General features: G+C 69.8%; 15 protein-coding genes. 3 read left to right on the forward strand and 12 right to left on the reverse strand.

Features of this window, described 5'->3' with window-relative positions; all coding sequences use genetic code 11:
• Nucleotides 1–24 precede the first annotated feature (24 nt).
• The 7 genes from map to dxr form a co-directional block, all read right to left on the reverse strand.
• Nucleotides 25–882, reverse strand: a complete 858-nt coding sequence (gene map, locus W7S_RS17690) for a type I methionyl aminopeptidase (RefSeq protein WP_014712069.1) — start codon at nt 880–882, stop codon at nt 25–27.
• A gap of 31 nt (nt 883–913) precedes the next feature.
• Nucleotides 914–1498 (reverse strand): DUF1707 domain-containing protein, encoded by a 585-nt coding sequence (locus W7S_RS17695; protein WP_008258773.1) that lies wholly within the window; start codon nt 1496–1498, stop codon nt 914–916.
• 51 nt (nt 1499–1549) lie between these two features.
• Complete coding sequence (locus tag W7S_RS17700) at nt 1550–3364, reverse strand: penicillin-binding transpeptidase domain-containing protein (protein WP_008258774.1); 1815 nt, start codon at nt 3362–3364, stop codon at nt 1550–1552.
• Between the two features lie 167 nt (nt 3365–3531).
• A complete protein-coding gene (locus tag W7S_RS17705) occupies nt 3532–4386 on the reverse strand; it encodes a GNAT family N-acetyltransferase (RefSeq protein ID WP_008258775.1) in 855 nt (284 codons plus the stop codon).
• Between the two features lie 49 nt (nt 4387–4435).
• A complete protein-coding gene (ispG, locus tag W7S_RS17710; protein ID WP_008258784.1) occupies nt 4436–5614 on the reverse strand; it encodes a flavodoxin-dependent (E)-4-hydroxy-3-methylbut-2-enyl-diphosphate synthase in 1179 nt (392 codons plus the stop codon).
• Nucleotides 5615–5622: 8 nt separating this feature from the next.
• Complete coding sequence (locus W7S_RS17715) at nt 5623–6846, reverse strand: RIP metalloprotease (RefSeq protein ID WP_008258786.1); 1224 nt, start codon at nt 6844–6846, stop codon at nt 5623–5625.
• A 19-nt stretch (nt 6847–6865) separates the two neighbouring features.
• Nucleotides 6866–8077 carry a 1-deoxy-D-xylulose-5-phosphate reductoisomerase gene (gene dxr, locus W7S_RS17720; RefSeq protein WP_020823213.1) on the reverse strand — a complete coding sequence of 404 codons (1212 nt, stop codon included), beginning with the start codon at nt 8075–8077 and terminating at the stop codon, nt 6866–6868.
• A 114-nt stretch (nt 8078–8191) separates the two neighbouring features.
• Here dxr and W7S_RS17725 point away from each other — a divergent pair, with 114 nt between their 5' ends.
• On the forward strand, nt 8192–8446 hold the full coding sequence (locus W7S_RS17725) for a DUF2631 domain-containing protein (protein ID WP_036390065.1): 255 nt from the start codon (nt 8192–8194) through the stop codon (nt 8444–8446).
• Nucleotides 8447–8548: 102 nt separating this feature from the next.
• Here the strand turns inward: W7S_RS17725 and rlmN are convergent, their stop codons facing one another.
• Genes rlmN through pyrH form a run of 4 tightly spaced genes read right to left on the reverse strand, consistent with a single transcriptional unit; the run spans nt 8549 to nt 12032 of the window.
• Complete coding sequence (gene rlmN, locus W7S_RS17730; RefSeq protein WP_008258789.1) at nt 8549–9652, reverse strand: 23S rRNA (adenine(2503)-C(2))-methyltransferase RlmN; 1104 nt, start codon at nt 9650–9652, stop codon at nt 8549–8551.
• A 32-nt stretch (nt 9653–9684) separates the two neighbouring features.
• The gene (locus W7S_RS17735; protein WP_036429090.1) at nt 9685–10629 is read right to left on the reverse strand and encodes a phosphatidate cytidylyltransferase; all 945 of its coding nucleotides are present in this window, start codon (nt 10627–10629) and stop codon (nt 9685–9687) included.
• Between the two features lie 32 nt (nt 10630–10661).
• Complete coding sequence (frr, locus tag W7S_RS17740; RefSeq protein WP_008258791.1) at nt 10662–11219, reverse strand: ribosome recycling factor; 558 nt, start codon at nt 11217–11219, stop codon at nt 10662–10664.
• A gap of 15 nt (nt 11220–11234) precedes the next feature.
• Entirely contained in the window at nt 11235–12032 is a 798-nt protein-coding gene (pyrH, locus tag W7S_RS17745; RefSeq protein ID WP_014712070.1) for a UMP kinase, read from the reverse strand.
• A 325-nt stretch (nt 12033–12357) separates the two neighbouring features.
• Here pyrH and W7S_RS17750 point away from each other — a divergent pair, with 325 nt between their 5' ends.
• Entirely contained in the window at nt 12358–12597 is a 240-nt protein-coding gene (locus W7S_RS17750; protein ID WP_008258793.1) for a CsbD family protein, read from the forward strand.
• 190 nt (nt 12598–12787) lie between these two features.
• Nucleotides 12788–13510: a response regulator transcription factor gene (locus W7S_RS17755; RefSeq protein WP_008258794.1), complete on the forward strand. Its 723-nt coding sequence runs from the start codon at nt 12788–12790 to the stop codon at nt 13508–13510.
• Between the two features lie 45 nt (nt 13511–13555).
• Here the strand turns inward: W7S_RS17755 and W7S_RS17760 are convergent, their stop codons facing one another.
• On the reverse strand, nt 13556–14494 hold the full coding sequence (locus W7S_RS17760) for a lysophospholipid acyltransferase family protein (RefSeq protein ID WP_020188526.1): 939 nt from the start codon (nt 14492–14494) through the stop codon (nt 13556–13558).
• Nucleotides 14495–14568 lie beyond the last annotated feature (74 nt).

Raw genomic sequence — 14568 nt, forward strand, 5'->3', positions numbered from 1 at the left:
GCGCGGCGAGCAGTGGGGCCGCCCTCATGGCAGCGTGAGGATTTCGACGCCGGTGTCGGTGACCAGCAGGGTGTGCTCGAACTGCGCGGTCCACTTGCGGTCCTTGGTGACCACCGTCCAGCCGTCGTCCCAGATCTCGTAGTCCAGGCCGCCGAGGTTGATCATCGGTTCGATGGTGAACGTCATGCCCGGCTGCATGACGGTCGACACCGAGGGCTGGTCGTAGTGCAGGACGACCAGCCCGTTGTGGAACGTGGTGCCGATGCCGTGCCCGGTGAAATCGCGAACGACGTTGTAGCCGAACCGGTTTGCGTACGACTCGATGACGCGGCCGACGACCGACAGGGCACGCCCGGGCTTGACGGCGTTGATGGCGCGCATCGTCGCTTCCCGGGTCCGCTCCACCAGCAGCCGGTGTTCTTCGGCGACGTCGCCGGCCAGGAAGGTGGCATTGGTGTCGCCGTGCACGCCGTCGATGTAGGCGGTGACGTCGATGTTGACGATGTCACCGTCCTCGATCACCGTCGAGTCGGGGATGCCGTGGCAGATGACCTCGTTGAGCGACGTGCAGCACGACTTCGGGAAGCCCTTGTAGCCCAGCGTCGATGGATAGGCGCCGTGGTCGACCATGTATTCGTGGGCGATCCGGTCGAGTTCGTCGGTGGTGACCCCGGGCGCGACCGCCTTGCCCGCCTCCACCAGTGCGCGCGCCGCGATCTGGCCGGCGACCCGCATCTTTTCGATCACCTCGGGCGTCTGCACCCACGGCTCGCTGCCCTCCTGGACCGTCGGCTTCCAGGCGTACTCGGGGCGCGGGACGCTGCCGGGCACCGGCAGAGTCGGGGACAACTCTCCGGGGGAAAGCGCGGTGCGAGCGGGCATGCGACCAGCTTAACCGGGGTCCCCCCGGCGATCAGACTCGCTGGCGGCGCAGCAGCGAGCGGCGCGGGCCCCGGATGATCACCGAACCGCACACCACCCGCCCGGTCAGCACGACGTGCGGCCTGCCCTCACCGGGCGGGTCTTTGCGGCGATCGCTGGCGCTGCCCACGTAGACCTCGACGTCGTCGATCGACGCGCTGGCGCCGTCGGGCAATCGAATCTCCACGGAGCCGAACCGCATGTCCAGTTCGACGACCACCACCGGCCCGGCGAACCGGGCCTTGGTGAGGTCGAGTTCCACCGAGCCCAGCCGGCGCACCAGCGCCAGGCGGGTGGGCACCGTCCATTCGCCGTGCCGCTTCAGCGAGCCCGCCCAGCCGCGCAGTTCCACCCGGTCGGCCGCCGAGGTGACGATGGCGCCCGGTCCCGGCAGGTCGCCGACCAGATGGTCCAGCTCCCCGCGCGTGCGCGCGTAGGACACCTGCGATGAGCGCTGCTCGAACTCGTCGATGTCGATCAGCCCGAGCGCGACCGCGTTGTGCAGTCGCCGCATCGTGCCGTTGCGGTCGGCGTCGGAGACGCGCAACGCCACCATGTCGCCGCCGGTATCGGTCATGCTCGCAATTTACCGCCGCCGCGGCCGACGTGGACCGGGCCCGTAGGACTGCTAGGCCAGAAAGTCCGGCGGCAGCGACTCGAGCATCACCTTGGTCATCCGGACGGCGTACTCCGAGCTGCCACCCCCGACGATCAGCGCCGCGAACGCCAGATCGCCGCGGTAGCCGGCGAACCAGGAATGCGACCCGCCCGGGAACTCGGCCTCACCGGTCTTCCCGTACACCTCGCCGCAGCCGGCGATCTCCTTGGCGGTCCCGTTGGTCACCACCAGCCGCATCATGGGCCGCAGCGCGTCGATCATCTTCGGGCTGATCGGCGTGGCGTCGCCCTGCACGGCCGTCTGGCGGCCCGCGATCAGTTGCGGCACCGGCGTCTTGCCGGCCGCGACCGTCGCCGCCACCAGGGCCATGCCGAACGGACTGGCCAGCACCTTGCCCTGGCCGAAGCCGTCCTCGGTGCGCTCGGCGAGGTCGACAGTCGGCGGCACCGAGCCGGTCACCGTGGTGATGCCGTCGATCTGGTAGTCCAGCCCGAGCCCGTAGCGGGAGGCCGCCTGGGTCAGGCCGCGCGGGGGCATCTTGCTGCTGAGCTCGGCGAAGGTGGTGTTGCACGAACTGGCGAACGCCCGCGACATCGGCACCACCCCGAGATCGAACCCCCCGTAGTTGGGGACGGTGCGGTGCCCGATGTCGAGGCGGCCCGGGCAGCCCAGCATGGTGTTGGGCGTGGCCATGTCGCGTTCGACCGCCGCGCCGGCGGTGACCATCTTGAACGTCGACCCGGGCGGGAACAGCCCGGTGGTGGCCGGCAGGCCGTCGGCGTCGGCGCCCGCGTTCTGGGCGATCGCGAGGATCTCCCCGGTCGAGGGCTTGATCACCACGATCATCGCCTTGCCGCCGCGGGTGTCCACCGCATGCTGGGCGGCGTTCTGCACCGCGCGGTCCATCGTGAGCGACACCGAGGGGGCCGGTGATCCCTCGACCTCGTGCAGCACCTCGACCTCGACGCCGTTCTGGTTGACGCTCACCACCCGCCAGCCGGCCTCGCCGTCGAGCTGGTCCACCACCGCCTTCTTCACCGCGGCGACGACCGCGGGCGCGAAATGCGGGTCGGTGGGCAGCATTTCGGGCTGGGGCGTGACCACGATGCCGGGCAGCCGGCCGATCGCCGGGAACACCTTGTCGTTGTCGTCGGGGTGCAGCGTGACGCCGAGGTCGACCGGGTGGGGTGTCGAGCTGGCCTGCTCGGCGAGCAGCTGCGGGTCGTTGAGCGTGTCGTTGAACGGGTGCAGTACGTCGACCACCGCGTGCGCCGTGCCGAACAGCGCGGGTCCGGCCTGGGTGGCGTCCAGCGTGTAGTGGTACACGTAGCCGGGCACCAGCACGTCGCTGCCGCCGAGTTCGTTCACCGAGGCGCGGCGCGGCCGATCCGCGCGCAGCGCGAACGTCTGGTGCTCGCCCAGTTTGGCGTGCAGAGCCGTGGTGGTCCAGCGCACCCGCCAGCGGCCCTCGTCGCGCGCCATCCTCAGCTGGCCGTCGTAGCTCCAGACGCGGTTCTTGGGCAGGTGCCAGGCGAAGCGATAGCCGACCGTGCCGGTGTCCTCGGCGTACTTGGCGTTGAGGACCTGCGCGTCGAGGTGGGTCGCCTGCAGGCCGGACCAGGCGGCGTTGAGCGCTTCGCGCGCCTCGTTGGGGCTGTCGCTGAGCTGGGCGGCCGTCGCGGTGTCGCCGACGGCGAGGGCGCGGAAGAACTTCTCCGCGGCCGGGCCCGGGCCGTCGGGCCGGGGCGTGCACCCGGACAGCGCGATGACCGCGACGAGCAGCAGGCCTGAAACGGATGAGGCCGCTGTTGTTCTAGTTACCATCGGTGCTGATGTTATGAGCTGCGGGGTGAACTGCGGCGCCGCCACACCGAGACCGAACCGTTATGCGTGGTCGTGGCAGCTCGCCCCGATGCCGAGCGCCCGGGCAGTCGGGCGTTCGCCGGCCGGCGCCCGCCCAGCCGGGCGGCGGCCGCTGCCGGGGAGCACAACTAGTCGAGCAGCACCGTCGCGAAGGTGCCGATCTCGGCGAAGCCGACGCGGGCGTAGGCCGCGCGCGCCACCGCGTTGAAGTCGTTGACGTAGAGGCTGGCCGTCCGCCCGCTGCCGACGATCACCGCGGCGACCGTGGCGGTGCCGGCGGTGCCCAGGCCCAGGCCGCGCCACTCCGGGTGCACCCACACCCCCTGGATCTGGCCGACCCCCGGCGACTGCGAGCCCACCTCGGCCTTGAAGACGACCTGGCCGTGCTCGAACCGTGCCCAGGCGCGACCGGCCGAGATGAGGCTGGCCACCCGCCGCCGGTAGCCGCGACCGCCATCCCCGATCCGCGGGTCGACGCCCACCTCGCCGATGAACATGTCGACGGCCGCCACCAGGTAGGCGTCCAGCTCCTCGGGCCGGACCTGGCGCACCGCGGTGTCGATGTCGCAGCTCGGGTGGGTGGACAACGCCAGCAGCGGCTGGCGGTCGCGCACGTCGCGGGCCGGCCCCCACGCCCCCTCGAGCCGCTCCCACATCGGCATCACCAGGTCGGCCCTGCCGACCAGCGACGAGCAGCGCCGCGTCCCGCGCATGGCCTCGTCGGCGAACGCGCTCAGGTCGGCCGGGGCGCCGCGCAGCGGGATCAGGTTGGCGCCGGCGAAGCACAGCGATTGCTCGGCGCCGCGCAGCGTCCACAGTTCCCCGCCGATGGAATTGGGGTCGACGCCGTGGTCGGCCACCCGGGCCGCGACCATGCACGAGGCGACGGGATCGTCCTCAAGAACCCGCCAGACCGCGGCCGCATCACGCACCACGGACACCCGACGCTCGCCGACCAGGCGGAAAAGGGGCGGAGCCGACATGTGGCGAACTCTCTGTGGTGCGATCTGAGGGCCAGGGCGCTGGCGTTTATCAGCTTACGGTCACAACCGGCGAACCGCTCGATGTTGTGTCCGGTCCGTGATCGCCGCCCATCTCTGTGCCCATTTCAGCGGCGAGCCGCATCGCCTCTTCGATCAAGGTCTCGACGATCTGCGCCTCGGGCACGGTCTTGATCACCTCGCCGCGAACGAAGATCTGCCCCTTGCCATTTCCCGATGCGACGCCGAGGTCGGCCTCCCGGGCCTCCCCCGGACCGTTGACCACGCAGCCCATCACGGCGACGCGCAGCGGGACGTCGAGACCGTCGAGGCCCGCCGAGACGGCGTTGGCCAGGGTGTAGACGTCGACCTGCGCGCGGCCGCACGACGGGCAGGACACGATCTCGAGCCCGCGCGGGCGCAGGTTCAGCGACTCGAGGATCTGGATGCCGACCTTGACCTCTTCGACCGGCGGCGCCGACAGCGACACCCGGATGGTGTCGCCGATCCCGCGCGACAGCAGCGCGCCGAACGCGACCGCGGACTTGATGGTGCCCTGGAACGCGGGGCCGGCCTCGGTGACACCGAGGTGCAGCGGATAGTCGCACCGCTCCGCCAGTTGCTCGTACGCGGCGACCATCACCACGGGGTCGTTGTGCTTGACGCTGATCTTGATGTCGCCGAAGCCGTGTTCCTCGAACAGCGAGGCCTCCCAGAGCGCGGACTCGACCAGCGCCTCGGGGGTGGCCTTGCCGTACTTCTGCAGGAACCGCTTGTCCAGCGAGCCCGCGTTGACCCCGATGCGGATCGGGATGCCGGCGGCGCCGGCGGCCTTGGCGACCTCGCCGACGCGGCCGTCGAATTCCTTGATGTTGCCCGGGTTCACCCGCACCGCGGCGCATCCCGCGTCGATCGCGGCGAAGATGTACTTCGGCTGGAAGTGGATGTCGGCGATCACCGGGATCTGGCTGTGCCGGGCGATCTCGGCCAGCGCGTCGGCGTCCTCCTGACGCGGGCAGGCCACGCGGACGATGTCACAGCCGGCCGCGGTCAGCTCGGCGATCTGCTGCAGCGTGGTGTTGACGTCGTGGGTCTTGGTGGTGCACATCGACTGCACCGAGATCGGGTGGTCGCTGCCGACCCCGACGTCGCGCACCATCAGTTGGCGCGTTTTGCGCCGGGGTGCGAGCGTGGGCGCCGGGGCGTCCGGCATGCCCAGGCCAACGGACATGAGTTCTCCTACTGAAACAGCCTGATCGGGTTGACCAGATCGGCGGTCACGGTCAGCAGCATGTAGCCGACCACGAACACCAGCACGACGTACGTCGCCGGCATGAGTTTGAGGTAGTTCACCGGCGCGGCCGCGACCATGCCCCGGGCCGAGCGGATCAGGTTGCGGACCTTTTCGAACATCGCGATCCCGATGTGCCCGCCGTCGAAGGGCAGCAGCGGCACCAGGTTGATCGCGCCCAGGATGAGGTTCAGCTGGGCCAGGAAGAACCAGAACGCCACCCACAGTCCGTGGTCGACGGTGTCGCCGCCGATGATGCTGGCTCCGACCACGCTCATCGGCGTCTGCGGGTCGCGCTGGCCGCCGCCGATGGCGTGCACCAGCGCACCGACCTTGGTGGGAATTGTGACGAGCGCCTTGCCCACCTCGACGGTCAGGTCCCCGGCGAACGCCAGACTGCCCGGGATCGCCGAGAGCACCCCGTAGTGCGTCGGGCCGGTCCGGACGGCGCCGACGCCGATGGCGCCGACCGTCGAGGCTTGCGGTTGAGCGCCCTGCCCGTCGGGCCCGGTGGTCAGGTAGCGCTGCGTGGGCGTGACGTTGACGTAGGTGGTGATGGCGGTGCCGTCCCGCTCGGCGACGATCGGGGTGTTGCCGTGCACCTTGCGGATGGCCGCGGCCATCTCCTCGAAGGTCGACACCGGGGTGTCGCCCACCTTGACGATGACGTCGCCGGGACGGATTCCGGCGAGTGCCGCCGGCCCGGGCCCGGTGCAGTCCGCGATCTTGCCGGGCGCCACTTCCGGTGCCACACAAGCGGTTTCGCCGACCACCGCCTTGGTGGGCGGGTGCAGGTCGGGCAGGCCCCACACCAGCGCGATGCCGTAGAGCAGCACCAGGCAGATGACGAAGTTCGCGGCGGGCCCGGCGAACAGCACCGCGACGCGCTTCCAGACCGCCTGCTTGAACATGGCGCGGTCGGTCTCGTCGGGCGCCAGCTCCTCCACCGAGGTCATGCCGGCGATGTCGCAGAATCCGCCCAGCGGCACGGCCTTGAGGCCGTACTCGGTCTCGCCGCGGCGGGTCGACCACAGCGTGGGGCCGAAGCCGACGAAGTAGCGCCGCACCTTCATGCCGGTGGCGCGCGCAACCCACATATGGCCGCACTCGTGCAGGGCCACCGAGATCAGGATGGCCAGTGCGAACAGCACAATGCCGATGACGAACATCATTAGGCTGCGAGGACCTTTCTCACACCGCTCCGGAGGCTTTGACCGATAAGTTGGCGGGCTGCGCCTGTGCGACGACACGCTGGGCCCGCTCCCGTGCCCAGCGCTGCGCGTCGAGTACCTCATCCACGTTAGCGGGTGAGACGGCCCATTGGTCGGCGGCGTGCAGCACGTCGGCGATGGTTTTGACGATGGCACCGAACCCGATGCGGCCCGCCAGGAACGCCTGCGCCGCCTCCTCGTTGGCGGCGTTGTAGACCGCGGTCATGCAGCCGCCGGTCTGCCCGGCGTGCCGGGCCAACTCGACGGCGGGGAAGACGTCGTTGTCCAGGGGCTCGAATTCCCAGCTAGACGCCGTGCTGAAGTCGCAGGAGGCGGCCGCGCCGGGCACCCGGCGCGGCCAGCCCAGGGCCAGCGCGATCGGCAGCCTCATGTCCGGCGGGCTGGCCTGGGCGAGGGTCGAGCCGTCGACGAAGGTGACCATCGAATGAACAATCGACTGGGGGTGCACGACCACCTCGATGCGGTCATAGGGAAGGCCGAACAGCAGGTGGGTCTCGATGAGCTCGAGCCCCTTGTTGACCAGCGAGGCCGAGTTCAGCGTGTTCATCGGGCCCATCGACCACGTCGGGTGGGCGCCGGCCTGCTCGGGGGTGACGTCCTCGAGCTGGGCGGCGGTCCAGCCGCGGAACGGGCCGCCGGACGCGGTCAGCACCAGCTTGGCGACTTCGTCGGGAGTCCCGCCGCGCAGGCACTGGGCCAGCGCGGAATGTTCGGAGTCGACCGGCACGATCTGGCCGGGCTTGGCGGCCTTGAGCACCAGCGGACCGCCGGCGATCAGCGATTCCTTGTTGGCCAGCGCCAGCCGGGCGCCCGACTCCAGCGCGGCCAGGGTGGGCCGCAGGCCCAGCGCCCCCACCAGCGCGTTGAGGACGACGTCGGCCTCGGTCTCCTGGACCAGCCGGGTGACGGCCTCGGGCCCGGCAAAGGGGATGTCGCCGGCCCGCCGCGCCGCCGCTTCGTCGGCGACCGCGATGTTGGTCACACCGGTGGCGGCGCGCTGGTGCAGCAGCGTGTCCAGGTTCGCCCCACCCGCGGCCAGGCCGACCACTTCGAAGCGGTCCGGATTGGCCGCGATGACGTCCAGCGCCTGGGTGCCGATGGAGCCGGTGCTGCCCAGCACCAGCACGCGCACGCGGCCCGGGGTTTGCCCGTCGGTCGTCGGGTTGGTCACCCATTCATTGTGCCGCCCGGCCCGGACGGGGGCCACGATGCGGCCGCGCCCGCGGCGCGGCCTTATGCCAGAATTTGGATTCAGCAAGCCGATCCGATCCGAAAGGGATTCGCCGTGGCCAGTACCGAGGTCGAACACTTCACCGGCGTCGACTCCGTCGAGGTGCCGTCGGCGGCGTGGGGTTGGAGCCGGATCAATCACCGGACCTGGCACATCGTCGGCCTGTGCATCTTCGGGCTGTTGCTGGCGATGCTGCGCGGCAACCACGTCGGCCACATCGAGGACTGGTTCCTGATCGGCTTCGCGGCCCTGGTCCTCGTCGTCCTGATCCGCGACCTGTGGGGCCGCCGGCGCGGCTGGATCAGGTAGCTGGCGCCTTCGGCGCGGCCGAGCGTCGAGTTGTGCGGCGAATTCGCGGTGTTTCGCCGCACCAAGTCCACGTTGGGCGCCGGGTGAGCGCCTGCGCTCTCGCTACCGGTTCTCGAAGGCCAGCTGGCCGCACGCGGCGCTGATCTCCCGGCCGCGGGTGTCGCGGACCGTGCAGGACACGCCCTTGGCGCGGACCCGCCGCACGAACTCGCGCTCGACCGCCTTCGGGCTCGCATCCCACTCGCTGCCCGGCGTCGGGTTCAGCGGGATCAGGTTGACGTGCACCAACGGCCCCAGCGCGCGATGCAGCCGCTGCCCCAACAGGTCCGCCCGCCACGGCTGGTCGTTGACGTCACGGATCAGCGCGTACTCCACCGATACCCGCCGGCCGGTGACGTCGGCGTAATACCGTGCGGCGTCGAGCGCCTCGGCGATCTTCCACCGGTTGTTGACCGGCACCAGCGTGTCGCGCAGTTCGTCGTCGGGCGCGTGCAGCGACAGCGCCAGGGTCACCGCGAGCCCTTCGTCGGCGAGTTTGCGGATCGCGGGCGCCAGGCCGACCGTCGACACCGTCACCGAACGGGCCGAAATGCCGAACCCGTGGGGCGGCGCGGCGATGATGCGCCGCACCGCGGCGACCACCCGGGCGTAGTTGGCCAACGGCTCCCCCATGCCCATGAAGACCACGTTGGACAGCCGCTGACTGGGCGGGCCGAAGTCGTCGCGCAGCACCGCGGCGGCGGCGCGCACCTGCTCGAGGATCTCGGCCGTCGACAGGTTGCGGCTCAACCCGCCCTGGCCCGTCGCACAGAACGGACACGCCATGCCGCAGCCGGCCTGCGACGAGATGCACACCGTGTTGCGCTGCGGATAGCGCATCAACACCGACTCCACGGTGACCCCATCGAGGGCCCGCCACAACGTCTTTCGCGTCTCGCCGGCGTCGCAGGCCACCTCGGAGACCGCGGTGAGCAGGATCGGGAACATCGTGTCGGCGATCGCGTCGCGCAGCCCGGCCGGCAGGTCGGTCATCTGCCGCGGGTCGGCGATCAGCCGCCCGTAATACTGATGCGCCAGCTGCTTGGCGCGAAAGGCCGGCAGCCCCAGCTCGGCGACGGCGGCGGCGCGGCCGTCCGCGTCGAGATCGGCCAGGTGCCGCGGCGGCTTGCCGGGTCGCGGCTCGGAGAACACCAGTTGTTGGACCATGACCTGTCCAGTATCGGTCACGTCGGGCCGACCTAGGGAACGAGCGTCAGCACCGTCCACGCCGCGACCGCCGACGGCAGGACGCCGTCGAGGCGGTCCATCAGTCCGCCGTGGCCGGGCAGCAGCCGGCCCATGTCCTTGATGCCGAGGTCGCGCTTGATCTGCGATTCCACCAGATCGCCGAGCGTGCAGGTCAAAACGAGCACCAGACCCAGCAGCGCGCCCACCCACGGCGGTTTGCCGGCGAGGAAGGTCGCGGTCAGGGTCGCCGCGGTGATGCCCAGGACGAGCGAACCGGCGAGCCCCTCCCAGGACTTCTTCGGGCTGATCGCCGGGACCATCGGGTGCTTGCCGAACAACACGCCGACGGCGTAGCCGCCCACGTCCGACGCGACCACCGTGATCATCAGGCAGAACACCCGCCCCGCGCCGTCGGCGGGATACACCAGCAACGCGGCAAAGGACGCGAACAGCGGCACCCACGCGGCCAGGAAAATTGTGGCGGACGCGTCGCGCAGGTAGGACGGCGACGGGGACCCACCGGCGGGTTCGGGCGGTGTGCGGTTGTCCTGCATGAACAATCGCCAAAACAGGCACGCCACCACGGTGACGCCGAAGCCCGCCAGCGCGCCGGCGGCGTGGAACGGCCAGGTCAGCCACACCGTGAGCTGCCCGCCGGCCAGCAACGGGATGACCGGAATGACGAATCCGGCTTCACGCAGCCGCCGCACCACCTCGTGGGTGGCGACCAGGATGGCCATCGCGACGATCGGGACCCAAAAGCGGGGGGCGAACACCAGCGTGACGACCAAAGCGCCGCCGATACCGGCGCCCACCGCGATCGCGGCGCGCAGGTCGCGGCCGGCCCGCGAGGTCTTCTTCGCGGGCGGCGGCATCGCCGTGAACGCAGGCTCCGGCTGGGCTGCGGCGCCGGGCTCGTCGGGCGGGGTGCCTGCGCCGGGATCTGGGGTAGCCACGGGCCTGAGTCAACTTAGCTGCCGAGTGGTCGCTAGACCTCCAGCAGCTCGCCTTCTTTGTGCTTGACCAACTCTTCGATCTGGGTGGTGTACTGGTGCGTGGTCTTGTCCAGGTCCTTTTCGGCCCGGCCGACCTCGTCCTCGCCGGCCTCGCCGTCCTTGCGGATGCGGTGCAGCTCCTCCATCGCCTTGCGGCGGATGTTGCGCACCGAGACCTTGGCGTCCTCCCCCTTGCTCTTGGCCTGTTTGACCAGCTCGCGGCGACGTTCCTCGGTGAGCTGCGGGACCGCCACGCGGATCAGGGTGCCGTCGTTGGTGGGATTCACGCCCAGGTCGGAGTTGCGGATCGCCGTCTCGATCGCCCCCACCTGGCTCGCCTCGTAGGGCTTGATCACCACCAGGCGCGCCTCGGGGACGTTGATGCTCGCCAGCTGCGTGATGGGGGTGGCGGCGCCGTAGTAATCGATCACGATCCGCGAGAACATGCCGGGATTGGCGCGCCCGGTCCGGATGGTCGACAAGTCGTCGCGGGCGACCGCTACGGCCTTCTCCATTTTCTCTTCAGCGTCGAAGAGAGCCTCGTCAATCATCTGCGCCGCTCCTCATCAGGTGGTGACCAGAGTCCCGATTTTCTCACCAGCGACCGCCCGGGCGATATTGCCATTGGTCAGCAGGTTGAACACCAGGATCGGCATGCCATTGTCCATGCACAGGCTGAACGCGGTGGCATCGGCCACTCGTAGCCCGCGGTCGATGACCTCGCGATGACTGATCGCGGTGATCAGCTCGGCCTCGGGATACTGCCGCGGGTCCGCGGAGAAGACGCCATCGACGGCCTTGGCCATCAACACCACCTCGGCGCCGATCTCGAGCGCCCGCTGCGCGGCGGTGGTGTCGGTGGAGAAGTACGGCAGGCCCATGCCGGCACCGAAGATCACCACGCGCCCCTTTTCCAGGTGGCGTACGGCGCGCAGTGGCAGGTAGGGCTCGGCGACCTGACCCATGGTGATCGCGGTCTGGACGCGGGTGACGATGCCTTCCTTCTCCAGAAAGTCTTGCAGCGCGAGGCTGTTCATGACGGTGCCCAGCATGCCCATGTAGTCCGAACGGGTGCGTTCCATGCCGCGCTGCTGCAGCTGCGCCCCCCGGAAGAAGTTGCCCCCGCCGATCACGACGGCGACCTGGACGCCGCCGCGGACCACCTCGGCGATCTGCTGCGCCACCAGCGCCACGACGTCGGGATCCAGGCCCACCTGGCCGCCACCGAACATTTCGCCGCCGAGCTTGAGTAGCACTCGCGAATACCTGGCCCGGGTCAGCGCCTGGCCGGAAGCCAGTCCGTTCGTGGGCTCCTGCCTCGGAGCCGCCGGGCCGGCGACGTGGGGCTCCCTGGACTCCGTCATCAGACTCCTCGCATGAGAGTGCCATCCCGGGCGATCTCATCCGGAACGGCATTTCACATCCTGCCTCATCGCAGCACAACGGGGCGTCGGTGGGGTGCATTATGCGCACAGTTGGCGTGCGGGAGCGATTTTCGAGCCTGCCGGTACCGAATGTTCCGACGCCCGGCGCTGCGTTTGAGCCGCCGACGGCAGGGGAACCCGCTACAACGCGGTGACATATGCGGTCTCGAGCAATGAGGACCGGGTTCGCCGTATGACCGGATCGATCGCTCGCGATCGTTGAGCGTGGATCGCTCACAGTACGCCAACGAGGAGGAACGGATCCATGGCGGAAGAAAACAAGTCGGGACCCGCTGAAGCGGTGAAGGGCGTCGTCGAGGACGTCAAGGGTAAGGCCAAGGAGGCCGTAGGCGCGGTGGCCGGTCGCGATGACCTGACCCGTGAGGGCCAGGCGCAGCAGGACAAGGCCGAAGCGCAGCGTGACGCGGCGAAGAAGGAAGCCGAGGCGGAAGCCGCGCGTGGCGGCGCCGAGGCGGCCGAGGAGCGCCAGAAGTCCAACCAGTAGCTTGATGGGAAAGATGGGTCCGGTCCATGAAAATGGGCCGGGCCCATCGACTTTCTCCAGCGCGCCGGCCTGAGTTTGCATAGCTTTGCATAGTTTTCGGCCGAGTGGGTAAACAGCCCTAGCGCTGCCAGACATCTCGCGCGAGGCGCCTACGGACCGGGGGGAACGCAGGGACCTCACGAGGTTGGAGATGTCGTTGGACAGGTCGATGGACATTGTGGTGCTCACCGACGAGGCTGATTTCGAATCGGCCTTACCGGATTTGACCACGTTCGCGCTCCCGGCGCGCGTGGCGCTGACCGCCCACACCGACGGTCATTGCGCCACCGCCGACGTGGCGATCGTCGACGCGCGCAGCAATATGCCTGCGGCCCAGGCGGTTAGCCGCCGACTGGCGGCGCAGAACCCCGCTACCGCGGTGGTGGCCCTGGTGAGGCCGGCGGATTGCGCCGCGGTCGACACCGATGGCAATTTCGACGACGTGATGCTGCCCGGCACCGGCGCGGACGAGCTGCGGGCGCGGTTGCGGCTGGCGGTCGGCCGCCGCCGCGGCACCGCCGACGGCATCTTGAAGTTCGGCGACCTCCGCCTGCACCCGGCGAGCTTCACCGCGTCGCTGGACGGCCACGACCTGACTCTGACCCTGACCGAGTTCAGATTGCTGAGTTTCCTTGTGCTGCATGCCGGCCAGGCCTTCACGCGCACCCGATTGATGCGGGAGGCGTGCGGCTATGACAGCAACAGCCGGGCCCGCACGGTCGACGTCCACATCCGGCGACTGCGCGCCAAGCTCGGCACCCGGCACGAATTCATGATCGGCACCGTCCGCGGGGTCGGTTACCGGGCGCCCACGCCCCCGCAACCGGAGTGGGTGCTCGCCGATCCGGCGCTGACACCCACGCGGGCAACCTGATCCACGACGCCCTCATCGACGTGGCCGCAACGGTTTTCGCGGCCGTCACCCGAAGAACGGGAAGGCGCGCTTGCGCGCCAGCGCGTCCATGCCCTCCTGGATGGAATCCTGCACTTCGTGGTATTTGCGGTCGATGTATTCCTCGTCGTCCGCCCGCGCGGGGTCGTGGTCGAGTTCCACGGCGGGCATGAAGCGCGTCCTGATCTTGGCCGGCAGCGGCAGTTGGGGCAGCGCCGCCGGGGCGATCCCCCACGGCAGCGAGATCGCCAGCGGGAACACCTTGAGCCGCAGTAACCGGTCCAGTTGCAAGGCTTTTGACAGCCGGTCGCCGCGGATCAGCACGGGCATCGCGTCGGCCCCGCCGACGGTGGCGATGGGCACGATCGGCACCCCGGCCCGGATCGCCATCTTGACGAAGCCCGTCCGCCCGGCGAGGTTGGCCCGATCGCGCTCCGTCCATGGGCGCAGCGAGTCCACTTCCCCACCCGGCCACAGCGCGACGTCACGCCCTTCGGCCAGGGCGGTGGCGATCGCGTCCGGGGCGGCCGGGAGCACCCCCATCGACCGGAAGTAGCGCCCGAACAACGGGATTGCCATCAACGCGTCATGGGCGGTGCCGTGCAGCGGCCGGTCCTGGCCGAACCGTCGCCACCATTGCAGACCAACCGTCCAGGCGTCCCACACGAACGGGGCCCCGGAGTGGATCCCGACCAGCAGCGCCGGCGGTGCTTCCGGAATGTTCTCCCAGCCGTCGATCTCCATCCGAAACCAATAGTCCACCAGCACATTCCACAAATACTTCTGTCGCTGCAGGGCGGCCTCGTCCTGGCCGGACAGATCCCAGCGGCCGGCGCGCTCGGCGACCCAGCCGCTCAGCCCGCCGCTGTGTTCGCTGCGCCGCTCGTCCATCGCCGCTCGCGTTCGCTCGGCGTTGCGTTGCGCTTGTTTGCGCACGCTCGCCGGCCTGTGGTCCGGATTACTCATGAATGCCGGGTACCCGGTTCACCCGCGCCCGATTCGTCGGGACGCAAAAACTCCCCGCACCACGGGGGTGCGGG

Origin of the sequence: Mycobacterium sp. MOTT36Y (genome assembly GCF_000262165.1) — a bacterium.
In the GTDB taxonomy this organism is placed as follows: Bacteria; Actinomycetota; Actinomycetes; order Mycobacteriales; family Mycobacteriaceae; genus Mycobacterium; species Mycobacterium intracellulare.